9 protein-coding genes are annotated in these 14,335 nt (G+C 51.3%); 2 read left to right on the forward strand and 7 right to left on the reverse strand.

Going from position 1 to position 14,335, the window contains the following annotated elements; genetic code table 11:
• Positions 1-3: 3 nt before the first annotated feature.
• From FDX11_RS13090 to atoS, 5 genes are all read right to left on the reverse strand, one after another.
• Positions 4-1,326 (reverse strand): TIGR00366 family protein, encoded by a 1,323-nt coding sequence (locus FDX11_RS13090; RefSeq protein ID WP_042307159.1) that lies wholly within the window; start codon positions 1,324-1,326, stop codon positions 4-6.
• Positions 1,323-1,973 (reverse strand): 3-oxoacid CoA-transferase subunit B, encoded by a 651-nt coding sequence (locus tag FDX11_RS13095; RefSeq protein WP_038642222.1) that lies wholly within the window; start codon positions 1,971-1,973, stop codon positions 1,323-1,325. The genes FDX11_RS13090 and FDX11_RS13095 overlap by 4 nt, the downstream gene beginning before the upstream one ends.
• A 2-nt stretch (positions 1,974-1,975) precedes the next feature.
• Positions 1,976-2,635 (reverse strand): acetate CoA-transferase subunit alpha, encoded by a 660-nt coding sequence (gene atoD, locus FDX11_RS13100; RefSeq protein ID WP_038642220.1) that lies wholly within the window; start codon positions 2,633-2,635, stop codon positions 1,976-1,978.
• A gap of 198 nt (positions 2,636-2,833) precedes the next feature.
• On the reverse strand, positions 2,834-4,219 hold the full coding sequence (atoC, locus tag FDX11_RS13105; RefSeq protein WP_137398030.1) for an acetoacetate metabolism transcriptional regulator AtoC: 1,386 nt from the start codon (positions 4,217-4,219) through the stop codon (positions 2,834-2,836).
• Entirely contained in the window at positions 4,216-6,054 is a 1,839-nt protein-coding gene (gene atoS / locus FDX11_RS13110; RefSeq protein WP_042307221.1) for a two-component system sensor histidine kinase AtoS, read from the reverse strand. Before atoS ends, atoC begins: the two co-directional genes overlap by 4 nt.
• A gap of 168 nt (positions 6,055-6,222) precedes the next feature.
• Between atoS and rcsC the strand changes: the two genes are divergently transcribed.
• Entirely contained in the window at positions 6,223-9,069 is a 2,847-nt protein-coding gene (rcsC, locus tag FDX11_RS13115; protein ID WP_137366483.1) for a two-component system sensor histidine kinase RcsC, read from the forward strand.
• Between the two features lie 70 nt (positions 9,070-9,139).
• On the opposite strand, the gene rcsB is transcribed toward rcsC, so the two are convergent.
• Together rcsB and rcsD are read right to left on the reverse strand one after the other, a co-directional pair.
• Positions 9,140-9,790 carry a response regulator transcription factor RcsB gene (rcsB, locus tag FDX11_RS13120; protein ID WP_003027592.1) on the reverse strand — a complete coding sequence of 217 codons (651 nt, stop codon included), beginning with the start codon at positions 9,788-9,790 and terminating at the stop codon, positions 9,140-9,142.
• 16 nt (positions 9,791-9,806) lie between these two features.
• Positions 9,807-12,476: a phosphotransferase RcsD gene (gene rcsD, locus FDX11_RS13125; RefSeq protein WP_042307165.1), complete on the reverse strand. Its 2,670-nt coding sequence runs from the start codon at positions 12,474-12,476 to the stop codon at positions 9,807-9,809.
• A 741-nt stretch (positions 12,477-13,217) separates the two neighbouring features.
• On the opposite strand from rcsD, the gene FDX11_RS13130 reads away from it, so the two are divergent.
• On the forward strand, positions 13,218-14,318 hold the full coding sequence (locus tag FDX11_RS13130; RefSeq protein ID WP_137366485.1) for a porin OmpC: 1,101 nt from the start codon (positions 13,218-13,220) through the stop codon (positions 14,316-14,318).
• The last annotated feature ends 17 nt before the right edge of the window (positions 14,319-14,335 follow it).

Genomic DNA, 14,335 nt, shown 5'->3' on the forward strand with positions numbered 1-14,335 from the left:
CCGTCAGAACAGGGTCAATCCAATAACAAAAATGACGCCGGAGAAGAGCAGGGCGGTGATGCAGTACCCCATAATGTCGCGCACGCCCAGCCCGGCGATGGCCAGAGCCGGTAGCGCCCAGAATGGTTGTGCCATGTTCATCCACTGCTCCCCGTAGGCGATGGCCATCACTGATTTGCCAAGATCGGCACCCAGCGCCTGCGCCGCAGGCATGACGAACGGTCCCTGAATAACCCAATGGCCGCCGCCGGACGGCACGGCAAAGTTAATCAGCGCTGAACTGAAGAAGGTCATCAGCGGGAAGGTATCTTTGTTGGCGACGTTAATGAAAAACTCGGTAATAAGCCCGCCGAGACCGGAGTGCTCCATCATCAACTGAATACCGGCGTAGAAGGGGAATTGCACCAGAATCCCGGCGGTGCTACGTGCGGCAGCGCTGACGGCACGCATATAGGCCATCGGTGTTTTATGCAGCAGCAGACCGGCAATCATAAACATCAGGTTGACGGTATTGATGGTGATGTTGAAACCTTTCTCGGCAAAGTAGATGCCCAGATAGGCAATACCTAATGCACCGATGATCAGTGCCAGAATGCGGCTTTCTTCCAGTTTTTCCGATGGCGGCGCGTCTGGCGGCAGCGTCTTCTGAAAATCAGCTTCTTCCAGTAATAGTTTCGGATCGATGCTCACCACATCTGCAGGTTTTGGCGTCATCATGCGCGTGATGAACGGCATTACCACAATCAGCGCCACGGTGATGAAGATATTGAAGCCGGTGAACAGGGTATCCGCGACAGGAATTAACCCCGCTACGTGCTCGACCGGGTTGCCAGGCGTTGCCGCCAACAAAGGCATTGAGCCGGAAAAACCACCGCCCCAGGTCAGGAAGCCGATGTAGGCGCAGGCAATCAGTAACGGATAATCGGAACCCGGTACCCGACGAGCGACTTCGCGGGCGAACATCGCCCCGACCACCAGACCGAATCCCCAGTTGATAACGCAGGCAACCGAACCAAAAAAAGTGACCAGCATTACGCCCTGGGCGGGGGTTTTGGCAGCGGATGCCGCCGTACGCAGCAGGCTTTTCACCGGCCCGGAACTGGCTAACGCATGGCCGGTCACGATGATTAGCGCCATCTGCATACCAAACGCCAGCAGGTTCCAGAAACCGTCACCCCAGAATTTCACCATGCTGATGGGCGTCTGTGGCGTTAACCATAGCGCGATGCCGAAGGTCAGCAATGTTAGCAACATGGCGAAAATCAGCGGGTCGGGCAGCCAGCGGCTGACCACCCGTGTCATAAAGCGAGCGATGCGGCCAATCATGCGTCACCTCGCAGAATGAGCAGATCGTCGGCAATAGCAAACTGCGCTTCGGTTTTTTCACGCAGCGTGGCGATATCACATCCTTCGACAATTTCAGTCAGCCACATTTTGCCGTCAATAAAGCGGAATACGGCAAGTTCAGTGACCAGCATGTGCACAGCATGCTGCGCGGTGAGCGGCATGGTGCATTGCCGCAGGATTTTTGCTGAGCCGTCTTTCGCGCAATGCTCCATGGCGATAATGACTTTCCGCGCACCGGTCACCAGATCCATTGCGCCACCCATACCAGGCACCATTTTTCCCGGAACCACCCAGTTGGCAAGGTTTGCCTGTTCATCGACCTGTAATCCACCCAGCACACAGGCATCAACGTGACCGCCGCGAATCAACGCGAACGACATGGCGCTATCAAACATCGCCGCGCCTGGCAAAATACCGCACGGTTGGCCGCCCGCGTTCACCAGATCAGGATGCGCGGTGGTCACCGGGCCCAGTCCGAGAAAACCGTTCTCAGATTGCAGCGTAATGTGAATATCTGCAGGCAAGTAGTTGGCTACCATGGTTGGCAGGCCAATACCTAAGTTGACGATATCGCCATCGCGAAGCTCTTGCGCCACCCGGCGCGCAATACGTTGTTTAGCATCCATGATTAGCTCTCCTGTGGAATGACGATATGGTCGATAACGGCGCCGGGGGTAACAATCTGGTCAGGCTGCAGCTCACCTGTTTCAACCATTTCATCCGGTTCAACCAGCGTGATGTCAGCGGCGAGAGCAATCAGAGGGTTAAAGTTTCGGGCGCTGAGCTGGTAGGTGAGGTTGCCAAGCATGTCAGAGCGATGGGCGCGAATAAGCGCTAAATCGGCGCGCAATGGTCGTTCAAGCAGCCAGGTTTTGCCCTCGAGCGTGATGGTCTGCTTACCATCCTCCACGATGGTGCCAACGCCGGTAGGCGTCAGAAAACCACCAAGACCCGCGCCGCCGCAGCGAATTTGCTCGATCAGGGTACCTTGCGGAACCAACTGTACGTCCATCTCGCCGGCAATCATGCGACGACCGGTTTCCGGGTTGGTGCCAATGTGCGAGGCAATGACTTTGCTCACCCGCCCATTGACGATCAGTGGCCCGATACCGGTATCGACAAATGCAGTATCGTTAGCAATCAGCGTCAGATCTCTGACGCCAGATTCCAGCAGGGCTTCAACCAGGCGAGGCGGTGTGCCTACCCCCATAAAACCACCGACCATGATGGTCATGCCGTCACGAAAGAAGCCTGCAGCGTCTTGTAAGGTAATCAGTTTTGTTTTCATTATGTTTCCCTTTTGCATACTCCATTTTGGGTACGCTCAGGGAAGTGCAAGCAGAATGCCAGGATGCTTTAAAAGACGCATTAATCTTTAGTTGTTTGAATTTATTAATGTATTTATATATTTCTAACGGGGAGGGAAAGCGAGGGGCTATGCAGAATTTTGCGCAGTGTGCAAAATTCTGCATAGCAAATTTGCGTATCAGGAACCCGAAGGGTCGATGCCGTACTCTTGTAATTTATACATCAGGGCGCGTCGGCTAATCCCCAGCATCAACGCCGTGCGGGTGCGGTTGCCGTCCTGACTGTCGAGGACTTCTAGGATAATGCGTTTTTCCTCACGCTTAATCTCTTCTTTCAGATTGCGCTCCCCGGAGTGAGTCGGTTTTGTCTCTGTCGTGGCGCTCACCGGGTTGCGGAAAGCGTCGGGGAGATCGTCGGCAAAAATTATCGCGCCAGTATTCATAATGACGGCACGTTCGATGACGTTTGACAGTTCACGAATGTTACCCGGCCAGGACCAGGCGGTGAGCATCGACATCGCCGTCGGGTCGATCTCGATGATATCGCGCTGATTTTCAGTGCTGAATTTTTGTAAAAAGTGGTTGGCGAGTAAGGCAATGTCTTCACGACGCTCGCGTAAGGGAGGCAAAGTCAAATGGATAACGTTGAGCCGGTAAAACAGGTCTTCGCGAAACGTTCCTTCCTTCACCATGGTTTGCAGGCAGCGGTTGGTGGCGGCGACGATGCGAATATCAACGCGAATGGTCTGGTGTCCGCCGATGCGTTCAAACTCTCTCTCCTGCAAAATGCGCAGCAGTTTGGCCTGCAACACCAGCGGCATCTCACCAATTTCATCAAGCAACAACGTTCCCTGATGAGCGCGCTCGAACAACCCTTGACGCAACGTCTGCGCCCCGGTGAAAGCGCCTTTTTCATGACCAAATAGCTCGCTTTCCAGCAGCGACTCCGGCAGAGCCGCGCAGTTAACTTTGATAAATGGGCCATTGGCGCGTTTGCTGTTGTAGTGAATGGCGCGGGCGATCAGCTCTTTTCCTGTGCCGCTTTCACCGCTTATCAGGACATTGGCCTGTGAGAGGGCGATTTTCGCCGTGTCTTTACAGATATCCATCATACGCGGACTGTTGGTCAGAATATGCCCCCACTGCCAGCTGGTACTCAACGCTTTGTGTAGATTGCGGATTTCCTGTTTCATCTCCTGCAGTTGCAATGCGCGTTGAATCACCATGCTTAGCTCGTCGAGATCAAAGGGCTTAATCACGTAATCAAATGCGCCGCTACGTAGCGCTTCTACTGCGGTTTCGACTTCGGCGTAAGCGGTCATCAGAATGACGGGGATCCGTGGTTGTTGCGCGCGCATCACTTTCAGCGCGTCGATGCCGTCCATCTCCGGCATGCGAATATCCATCAGCACGACGTCTGGCTGCATTTCGCTAAACAGGTTCAGCGCGGCTTTCCCGTCGCTGGCGCAATGCGTTTCATGCCCTTGCAGGGAAAATGCGGTGGCAAGCATACGGCGAACATTTTCTTCATCATCAACGATGAGAATACGGTATGTCGTTTTCATTCTGACGGATTTCCCTGCGGGTTAAGAGGTAAAATCAGAGTGAATATCGCCCCACAGCCAGGTTGGCTGGTTACGTGGATATCCCCCTGATGCGCATTGATGATGCGCTGGCTCAGCGCCAGTCCAAGACCAGTGCCTGATGCTTTTGTCGTAAAAAAGGGATCGAATATTTTCTTCTGGATGGCGAGATCGATACCATTGCCATTATCTTCAATCATCACGGCCTGTTGTGAGGCCGAGTATTGCCAGGTGCGAATGCGAATTTCGCCTCGCGCAGCGATCGCCTGTACTGCATTGATTAAAATGTTGAGGATCACCTGCTTGAGGAGTTCGCGATCGGCGACGATCGGCGGCAGGCTGGGATCTAATTCCGTGGTAAAACCAATCCGTGCCTGAAGGCCGGCGGTTTGCACCAGGATTAGCGTCTCTTCAATCAACGCATTGAGCTGAATCTGCTGCCACTGGCTTTGTCGCGGGCGTGAAAAATCTAACAGTTGTTGAATAACTTTATTGATGGAATCAATTTCGTTAAGCACAACAGATAAATACTCCTGATGTTCCGGCAGGGAGGTTTGCTGGCGGATGATCTGGACGTAGCCACGGATTGCGGTCAGCGGGTTTCTCACTTCATGCGCGACCCCGGCCATCAGTTCACCCAGAGTGGCGAGCCTTTCGGTTTGCGCCAACCGACGCTGGGTCTCTTTCCGGGCGGTTAAATCGGAGAAAATAACCAGCGCGCCAATCAGCTCACCGTGTGCATTATGGATCCGACTGGTGGTAACACTTATCTCAATGGTGCGTTCACGTCCCGGAAAGCTAATCTCCTGAGCCACGTGCTCAGTACCGTGCTCAAGAGTATCCAGTACCGGGCTATGAAACTGCGTGTTGGCAAACAGCGTAGCATAGGACTGTCCGACCAGTTCATGCAGCGTGTAGCCCGTTATCTGCTCTGCCGCCGGGTTCATGGTGGTGACGTCACCTTGTCTGTCGATGGCGATCACACCATCTGCGGCATTTTCAATAATCAGATCGTTGAGGGTTTTGGTTTCCCGTAGCGTTTGCGCCAGTGCATTAACACTACGGCTGATTTGTCCCAGCTCGCCGGGGAGTTCAGGCAGTCGGGCGGGCGTTTTTTGTGCCAGCGTTGAGAGCCCATCAGTGATAATGTCGATATTCGCACTGAGTCGGCGTGAAAAATGCACGATCAGCAGCAGACTAAAGATGAGCCCGGTAACCAGTACGGCAATTATCCTGACGTCCATTCTCCAGGCCTGCTGGCGGATATCTTGGGTTAGCTCATTGGCCCAGATATACCCAATAACCTCTCCATGGCGCTCTATTGGGATCATAGAGTTGAGTATGTCGCCGCGCACCTGTCGCCCTGAATAGACCACTGGCGCATTGCTACTCATCACTTCGCGTCCCGGATGATCGTCAGTGATAGTGATACCTACATTGCTCTGATACAGCGCAGAGGGCGCGTAGGTGATAATGGCATCCAGCGCTTTGTGGTAATACCCTGCGCCAACGCCGGGAAACGCCCGGGTAATTCGCTCGGTAACGGGGGCTAACTCATGATTAAGCGCCCGAATGCGCTCTTCGCGCGGCAGGTTGTCGTAGTTGTTAAAGCTGTCGCCCAGCGCATCGTTTAGCAGGGCTATGACTGATGACAGTTTTTTCTCTTTTTCAGATAAGACTGCTGAACGGCCTTCAGTTTCTACGATATAACCTATGGATATCGTCGGAATGATGACCATCAGAATGGCCATCATGATCATTTGGTTGCGTAATCGTCGTGGATATAACCGACGAGCCAGCCATCTCAGGTCGCGCATTCTGACATCCATGCAGTGTTTTTCAGGCAAACGACGATTATCACGGGTTAGGACAATGGTTTCAGCGCGGTGTATCATATTCCCGTAAAGAGAGGGCATTGCGACGCCGGACATTTACCGCTACCTTAACCACACTCTATTAATGCCCTGAGGCGGAGCTTCGCCCCTTTGAAATACCTTGCTTCCGTTCATTCAACCCTAAAAGTCTCACGCTACCTGTTCAGAGCGTTGGCGCTCCTCATCTGGTGTCTGATCGCTTTTGCCTCCGTGTTCTACATTGTGAACGCGCTGCACCAGAGAGAGTCTGAGATCCATCAGGAGCTTAACCTCAGCTCCGATCAGGCCCAGCGTTATATCCAGCGCACATCAGATGTTATCAAAGAGCTGAAATATATTGCTGAGAATCGCTTAACGGCGGAAAACGGCGTGATGTCGCTGCGGGCGCGGGATGACAAAACCGTCGTACCTAACTTTGAGCCGCTGTTTGCCGACTCCGACTGTTCGGTGATGGGCAACGCCTGGCGAGGTTCTCTGGAGTCGCTGGCGTGGTTTATGCGCTACTGGCGCGACAATTTTTCTGCTGCCTATGATTTGAATCGCGTATTCCTGATCGGCAGCGATAATCTCTGTATGGCGAATTTTGGTCTGCGTGAGATGCCCGTCGAACGTGACCAGGCCCTGAAAGCGCTGCATGAGCGTATTATTAAGTATCGCAATGCGCCGCAGGATGAAAACGGTAATAACCTGTTCTGGATTAGCCAGGGGCCGCGTCCTGGAGTGGGCTATTTCTATGCGCTGACGCCGGTTTATCTTGCCAACCGTCTGCAGGCGCTGCTGGGCGTGGAACAACCTATTCGCATGGAGAACTTCTTCACGCCGGGCAGTTTGCCGATGGGGGTGACCATTCTCGATGAAAATGGCCATGCGCTGATTTCGCTCACCGGTCCTGAGGGGAATATTAAGGCTGAACCACGCTGGATGCAGGAGCGTTCCTGGTTTGGCTATACGCCGGGTTTTCGCGATCTGGTGCTGAAGAAAAATCTGCCGCCGTCATCGCTGAGCATTGTGTACTCTGTTCCGGTGGATCTGGTGCTGGAGCGGATCCGCATGATGATCCTGAACGCTATCCTGCTGAATGTGCTGGTCGGCGCGGCATTATTTATGCTCACGCGTATGTATGAGCGGCGTATTTTTATTCCTGCGGAAAGCGATGCACAGCGCCTGGAGGAACACGAGCAATTTAACCGTAAAATTGTGGCTTCCGCGCCGGTGGGGATTTGTATTTTGCGCACGCTGGATGGCATTAACATCCTGAGTAATGAACTGGCGCATACCTATCTGAATATGCTGACGCATGAAGACCGGCAACGGTTAACGCAAATCATCTGCGGCCAGCAGGTCAATTTTGTCGATGTGCTGACCAGTAACAATACCAATCTGCAAATCAGCTTTGTGCATTCGCGCTATCGCAATGAAAACGTGGCAATTTGCGTCCTGGTTGACGTCAGCGCGCGCGTTAAAATGGAAGAGTCGTTGCAGGAGATGGCCCAGGCGGCGGAACAGGCGAGTCAGTCCAAATCGATGTTTCTTGCGACAGTGAGCCATGAGCTGCGCACGCCGCTGTATGGCATTATCGGTAACCTCGATTTGTTGCAAACCAAAGAGTTACCCAACGGGGTGGATCGCCTGGTGACGGCGATGAATAACTCTTCCAGCCTGCTGTTGAAAATTATCAGCGATATTCTCGATTTCTCGAAAATTGAATCTGAACAGTTGAAGATTGAACCGCGCGAGTTCTCACCGCGTGAAGTGATGAGCCATATTACGGCAAACTATCTGCCGCTGGTGGTGCGTAAGCAGTTGGGATTGTACTGTTTTATCGACCCGGATGTGCCCGTCGCGTTGAATGGCGATCCTATGCGTTTACAGCAGGTGATCTCCAATCTGCTGAGTAACGCGATCAAGTTTACCGATACCGGCTGCATTGTGCTGCATGTGCAGTGTGACGGTGATTACCTCAGTATCCGTGTGCGTGATACCGGGGTGGGGATCCCCGCCAAAGAAGTGGTCCGTTTGTTCGATCCTTTCTTCCAGGTGGGCACTGGCGTACAGCGTAATTTCCAGGGAACCGGGCTCGGTTTGGCTATCTGTGAAAAACTGATCAGCATGATGGATGGCGATATTTCCGTTGATTCAGAACCGGGAATGGGCAGCCAGTTTACGCTCCGTATTCCTCTTTATGGCGCCCAGTATCCGCAGAAAAAAGGCGTAGAAGGACTGGCAGGTACCCGTTGCTGGCTGGCGGTGCGTAACGCATCGCTGTATCGCTTTGTCGAATCCAGTCTGACGCGTAACGGGGTGACGGTGCTGCGTTATGAGGGGCAGCACCCGGACGCTGATGACTTGTTGGTTGCCGACGATGTGCTGGAACAGGCGTGGCAAGGACGTGCCGCGGTGATTTTCTGCCGTCGACATATTGGGATTCCGTTGGAAAGGGGGCCAGGGGAGTGGATGCACAGCGTGGCGTCGCCGCACGAACTGCCCGCGTTGCTGGCGCATATTTACAGCGTTGATCTGGGGAGTGAAGAACTCTCCACGGCGCTCCCCGCCCCGGATAAAGTCGGCGCGACCAATGATGACATGATGATACTGGTGGTCGACGATCATCCTATCAACCGGCGTTTACTGGCCGATCAACTGGGATCGTTGGGATATCAGTGTAAAACGGCGAATGACGGTGTCGATGCGCTCAATGTACTGAGTAAAAACCATATCGACATCGTGCTGAGCGACGTCAACATGCCAAATATGGATGGTTATCGCCTGACTCAGCGCATCCGCCAGTTAGGTTTAACGTTGCCGGTTGTGGGCGTGACGGCAAACGCGCTGGCTGAAGAGAAGCAGCGTTGTCTGGAATCCGGTATGGATAGCTGTCTTTCCAAGCCAGTGACATTGGATGTATTGAAGCAAACTCTGACGGTCTATGCGGAAAGAGTGAGGAATGCGCGGGGATAAGAGATCTCTTATCAGACCTACGAAACAAGTTGTTCGTAGGTCTGATAAACGCAGTGCCATCGGCAGTTACTTACTCTTTATCTGAAGGACTCAGCGTCACGGAAGAGAGGTAATTCAACAGTGCGATATCGTTTTCCACACCGAGTTTCATCATCGCCGATTTTTTCTGGCTGCTGATGGTTTTAATACTGCGGTTGAGCTTTTTGGCAATTTCCGTAACCAGAAAACCTTCGGCAAACAGACGCAGAACTTCACTCTCTTTCGGTGACAGACGTTTGTCGCCATAGCCACTGGCGCTGATTTTCTCCAGCAGACGAGAAACGCTTTCCGGAGTAAATTTCTTCCCTTTTTGCAGCGCGGCCAGCGCTTTCGGCAGGTCTGTTGGCGCGCCTTGCTTCAGGACAATCCCTTCAATATCGAGATCCAGTACCGCGCTCAGGATGGCCGGGTTATTGTTCATGGTCAGAACAATAATCGACAGGCTCGGGAAATGGCGCTTGATGTATTTAATTAACGTGATCCCATCACCGTATTTATCTCCCGGCATGGAGAGGTCGGTAATCAACACATGAGCATCTAACTTAGGCAAATTGTTGATCAGTGCTGTGGAGTCTTCAAATTCGCCGACAACATTTACCCACTCGATCTGTTCAAGTGATTTACGAATACCGAACAGTACAATCGGGTGGTCATCGGCAATAATTACGTTCATAGTGTTCATGTATTGGGCTACCTTGCTACAGCAAGCTCTTGACGTATGCGTCAATGTCGCTGATGTATTTTTCTATACCTGGAGCATCTTTCTCTTGAATAAGATGTTCCAGCGCTTCACATAACTGCTTGCCGGGTACCAGATTAAGCATGGCAAACACGCCTTTCAGGCGATGAGCCGTTTGGGCTAACGCAGCGAAATCACTGATTGCTGCCTCAGTATACAACCTCTTAACATCATCCGGTACTGTGTCTACAAAGAGTGCATAGTAACCGCTGGCATGAAGTTCGGCGTTTTCATCTCCGCCGAGGGGGAGCTCCTGGAGCTCTTCTTGTGCCAACTGCTCTTCTATCAGCTCGAGGACAGCTTCCTGCATAGCATTGCTCATATTAAAGTTGACGCGCAGCTGACCGGGGCCAATTTTCCGTACGCCAGACTCATCATCGCTTAAAAGCAAGCCCGAGGCAGTAAGATTAGACGGATTATCTGTTAAAAAGAGATCATATTCTTGACTATTCAACCGTTCGTCGGGCGTGATGCAGGTTGCTCCCCAGTTTTCCAGTTGACGTAATACGATGCTCCGTACGTCATTAGAGGTCACATCAACCATTACGCAGACGTCATCTAACAGGCGCTCTTCACTATCAGCATGTTGATCGTGCAGTGGCATTTTAACATGGACTATATAACGTGTTCCAAGCTCTTCCCGCGCTTTAATGTTCAGGTGTCCACCCAGCTTACGGGCTAACTGATCGCACAGCCAAAACGTCAACGGGTTGGCTTTGCCATAACGATCGCCTTGTGTGTCATTAATGAATGGGAAATGCAGGTTATCAACTTCCTGTAACGTGACGCCTTCCCCGGTATCCAGAATGCGGAAGGTCAGACGTTCAGCCTCCGATTCATCCTGGTCGACTTCCAGCGTGATTTTACCAATCTGCGTGGTGGTTACCGCATATTGAATCAGCAGCAGCAAAATACGACGTAGGGCATCGCGGTCGCCACGGCGTTCGTCATGAGCGCTAAGGTGATTTTTAATCAGTAGCTGCAGCCCTTTACGCTTAATGGCCGGCAACACCTCCGGGACCACGTCGTCAATCAACGCCTGTACGGAAAACAGCGTTGATTCACCTTTCCAGGCGTCGCTTTCCAGCAAGTTAGCCAACTGGATTTCATCCACCATGCGAACCAAAACGTCAGCCTGATTGGCCAGTTTTTGGCTGTCGGGGGTATTGAGCGCGGCGGCATTAGCAGCCAGTGTTTTAGCCGGGTCTTTCAGCGCATTACCAATATTCTGCATAAAGGCTGCGCGAGCCTGTTGGTTTTTCTCATACAGCCGTTGCGCTTGCTTCAACTTTTTATTAACCAGTACTTCACGGTCCTGGTCACGAATGATAAAGATCTGCGTTCGCGATGAGATCTGGCTGCGAAATAGCCTGATTTCATATAGCTCATTATTGATAGTGGCCTGAATGACGCCCTGATGCTGCTCCGCCATATTGGTAATGTTTTGCAGATTTAAATGCGGCAGCAGGTGATCGGCAATTTTATTGCTAATTACCGTGCGGTTGGCTTCTTGATCGTGCACCAGCAATCCCAGCGGCAGCAGGGAAACAATCTCTTCATTGATCGCACGCAGGATCCGCAGTTCATTATTTGCCGCAAGATTTGGCGCCACTTCGGTTGAACGGGCAGGGAGGTGACGAAAGGTGGTATAACCAAACAGCGCCAGAGCCAGCAACGCGATGTTCAGTAACAGCGGCAGAAGAATGTTTTGCAGCGTATCAAGTAACAATGAGCCAAACGGAACCTGCCAGACCAGCCGCATATCCGTTGAGTCCAGCGCCGATGAGATCTCAATTTTACTGTTGTTGAAGCTAATACTGACGCTGTCAGGCGACTCTTTTTCATTGACGTGTTCAGTCGTTGAACTGGCATCAGGGACCAGATGGAAACTGTCCAGCGGCATGCCGGCAGGGATCAGGTCATTAATCGGCAGGTCAAAGGCGACAACCGTTGCCAGATGTCCCGGCTGATTAAAGGTCGTGCGCAGCGTGAAGTAATGTCCGTTTTGCCAGACCAGACGGCGCAGCGACGAGAAGCTTTCGCGCTCATCCAGCGCATTGGCCTGCTGCAGCATTTCAGCGCGCCGGGAGTCGACAATATTACCGATCGTCGATTCCTTAAAGCCGGAAGTCAGATCTTTCAGCGGCAATGTTGAGATAAGGATCAGGCTATTGTCCTGACCATTAAGGTAATACATTGACCATGGAATATTTTCCGCGCCCCACAGCGTATCCAGATAGGTTGAGATTCGTTGGGTCATCTCCAGCGTAGAGCTGTCATGTGAGCCGAAAATCAGCGCCTCGGTTTTTCTGCGAGGTTTTTCAAGATAGTAGACATCTTGTTTCAGGCGAGTTTCCTGCAGCCCTTCTGCGCCAGGCGAGCTGGGCGTGGCAGCAATATTGTCATAAATTTGCCAGGTCACGTATCGCCAGGTATCGACCCTTTTATGAATGGCATGGGTGATATCGACAATCTGATAGCTCTTATCCTTTAGCCAGGTATTGACGGCGCTCTGGACCATGACGCCCATCATCACCAACAGCACCACGATCAGTAATAAGAAGTAACGGGTAATATTTCCCGGTAGGAGAGAGAATCGGGTAGAAGCCGTTGTGTCAGACTGACTCATTCGTGTTTATGACCTGTTAAACGACGCGAAACATGAAGGGGCAGTATAAAGGGTAATGTATGAATTGCCATACCTGGAGCATGCGACAGAGTTTGCATTGTCTGCGCCGCATTTTGCTGTAACCCCAGATGATGCAAAGATGTACAGCGAAGAATAGCGGGTACAAATATTTTGTAGTGAATGTATACATTTAGCATTAAATAACAAGAAATTAATAATAAGGTTTATTTCTGATCTCAACGTGACGGGATGGTTAATAGACGTGATAGTTGTTCATCGGTAGCACAGAACAGTCAGCTTTGTGTAAAGAAGAGTAAAAAAAAACCGAACGCAGAGCATTCGGTTGAAATAGGGGTAAACAGACATTCATGAATGAATGACGGTAATAAATAAAGTTAATGATGATAGCGAGTCTATTTTAGTTGCGAGTGAAGATTTTTTTTTATCATTCAGTGCTATGGTTGTGTTTTGTTTAATTAATTGATTTATATGTATTTTATAATAGTTCTTGACTATTTGTGCTTATTCTCTCCATTTTTTTAATTAAAAAAAGTTCCCTTTTGTTAATATTTTGAAACATCTACATAGATAAATGAAACATCTTTAAAGTATTAGTATCATATTCGTGTTGGATTATTCTGTGTTTTTGCGGAGAATGAAGTTGCCGACTGGTTAATGAGGGTTAGCCAGTGAGCAGTGGCATAAAAAAGCAATAAAGGCATATAACAGAGGGTTAATAACATGAAAGTTAAAGTACTGTCCCTCCTGGTACCGGCTCTGCTGGTAGCAGGCGCAGCAAATGCGGCTGAAATTTACAACAAAGACGGCAACAAATTAGACCTGTACGGTAAAGTCGATGGTCTGCACTATTTCTCCGACAACAAAGGTGATGATGGTGACAAGACCTATATGCGTATCGGCTTCAAAGGCGAAACCCAGGTTAATGACCAACTGACCGGTTACGGCCAGTGGGAATACCAGATTCAGGGTAACTCCTCTGAAAACGAAAACAACGCCTGGACCCGTGTGGCGTTTGCTGGTCTGAAATTCGCTGATGCGGGTTCTTTCGACTATGGTCGTAACTACGGCGTGGTTTACGACGTAACGTCCTGGACCGACGTTCTGCCGGAATTCGGCGGCGACACCTATGGTGCGGACAACTTCATGCAGCAGCGTGGTAACGGCTTCGCGACCTACCGTAACACCGATTTCTTCGGTCTGGTTGATGGCCTGAACTTTGCCATTCAGTACCAGGGTAAAAACGGTAGCCCGGAAGGTGAAGGTATGACTGGTGTGACCGGCAACGGTCGTGATGCACTGAATCAGAACGGCGACGGCGTTGGCGGATCTATCACTTATGATATCGGTGAAGGCTTCTCCCTGGGTACTGCAGTCACCAGCTCTAAACGTACTGACGAGCAGAACAAGCTGAACTTCGGTACTGGCGATCGTGCTGAAACTTACACTGGTGGTCTGAAATACGACGCGAACAATGTGTACCTGGCAGCACAGTACACCCAGACCTACAACGCAACGCGTGCGGGTAACCTGGGCTGGGCTAACAAAGCGCAGAACTTCGAAGCCGTTGCGCAGTACCAGTTCGACTTCGGTCTGCGTCCATCCGTGGCTTACCTGCAGTCTAAAGGTAAAGACCTGAACAATGGTTACGGTGACCAGGACATCGTGAAATATGTTGATGTTGGCGCAACCTACTACTTCAACAAAAACATGTCCACCTATGTTGATTACAAAATCAACCTGCTGGATGACAATAACTTCACCCAACGTGCCGGTATCTCTACCGATGATATCGTAGCACTGGGCCTGGTTTACCAGTTCTAATCTGCGTTCATGTTGTT

This window comes from Citrobacter sp. wls714, assembly GCF_005281025.1.
Lineage (GTDB): Bacteria > Pseudomonadota > Gammaproteobacteria > Enterobacterales > Enterobacteriaceae > Citrobacter > Citrobacter werkmanii.

Excerpts from the sequence above, each read along its gene's own strand:
- FDX11_RS13090 (WP_042307159.1), bottom strand. The coding sequence starts at position 1,326 with ATGATTGGCCGCATCGCTCGCTTTATGACACGGGTGGTCAGCCGCTGG.
- FDX11_RS13095 (WP_038642222.1), bottom strand. The coding sequence starts at position 1,973 with ATGGATGCTAAACAACGTATTGCGCGCCGGGTGGCGCAAGAGCTTCGC.
- atoD (WP_038642220.1), bottom strand. The coding sequence starts at position 2,635 with ATGAAAACAAAACTGATTACCTTACAAGACGCTGCAGGCTTCTTTCGT.
- atoC (WP_137398030.1), bottom strand. The coding sequence starts at position 4,219 with ATGAAAACGACATACCGTATTCTCATCGTTGATGATGAAGAAAATGTT.
- atoS (WP_042307221.1), bottom strand. The coding sequence starts at position 6,054 with ATGCGCGACCTGAGATGGCTGGCTCGTCGGTTATATCCACGACGATTA.
- rcsB (WP_003027592.1), bottom strand. The coding sequence starts at position 9,790 with ATGAACACTATGAACGTAATTATTGCCGATGACCACCCGATTGTACTG.
- rcsD (WP_042307165.1), bottom strand. The coding sequence starts at position 12,476 with ATGAGTCAGTCTGACACAACGGCTTCTACCCGATTCTCTCTCCTACCG.
- FDX11_RS13130 (WP_137366485.1), top strand. The coding sequence starts at position 13,218 with ATGAAAGTTAAAGTACTGTCCCTCCTGGTACCGGCTCTGCTGGTAGCA.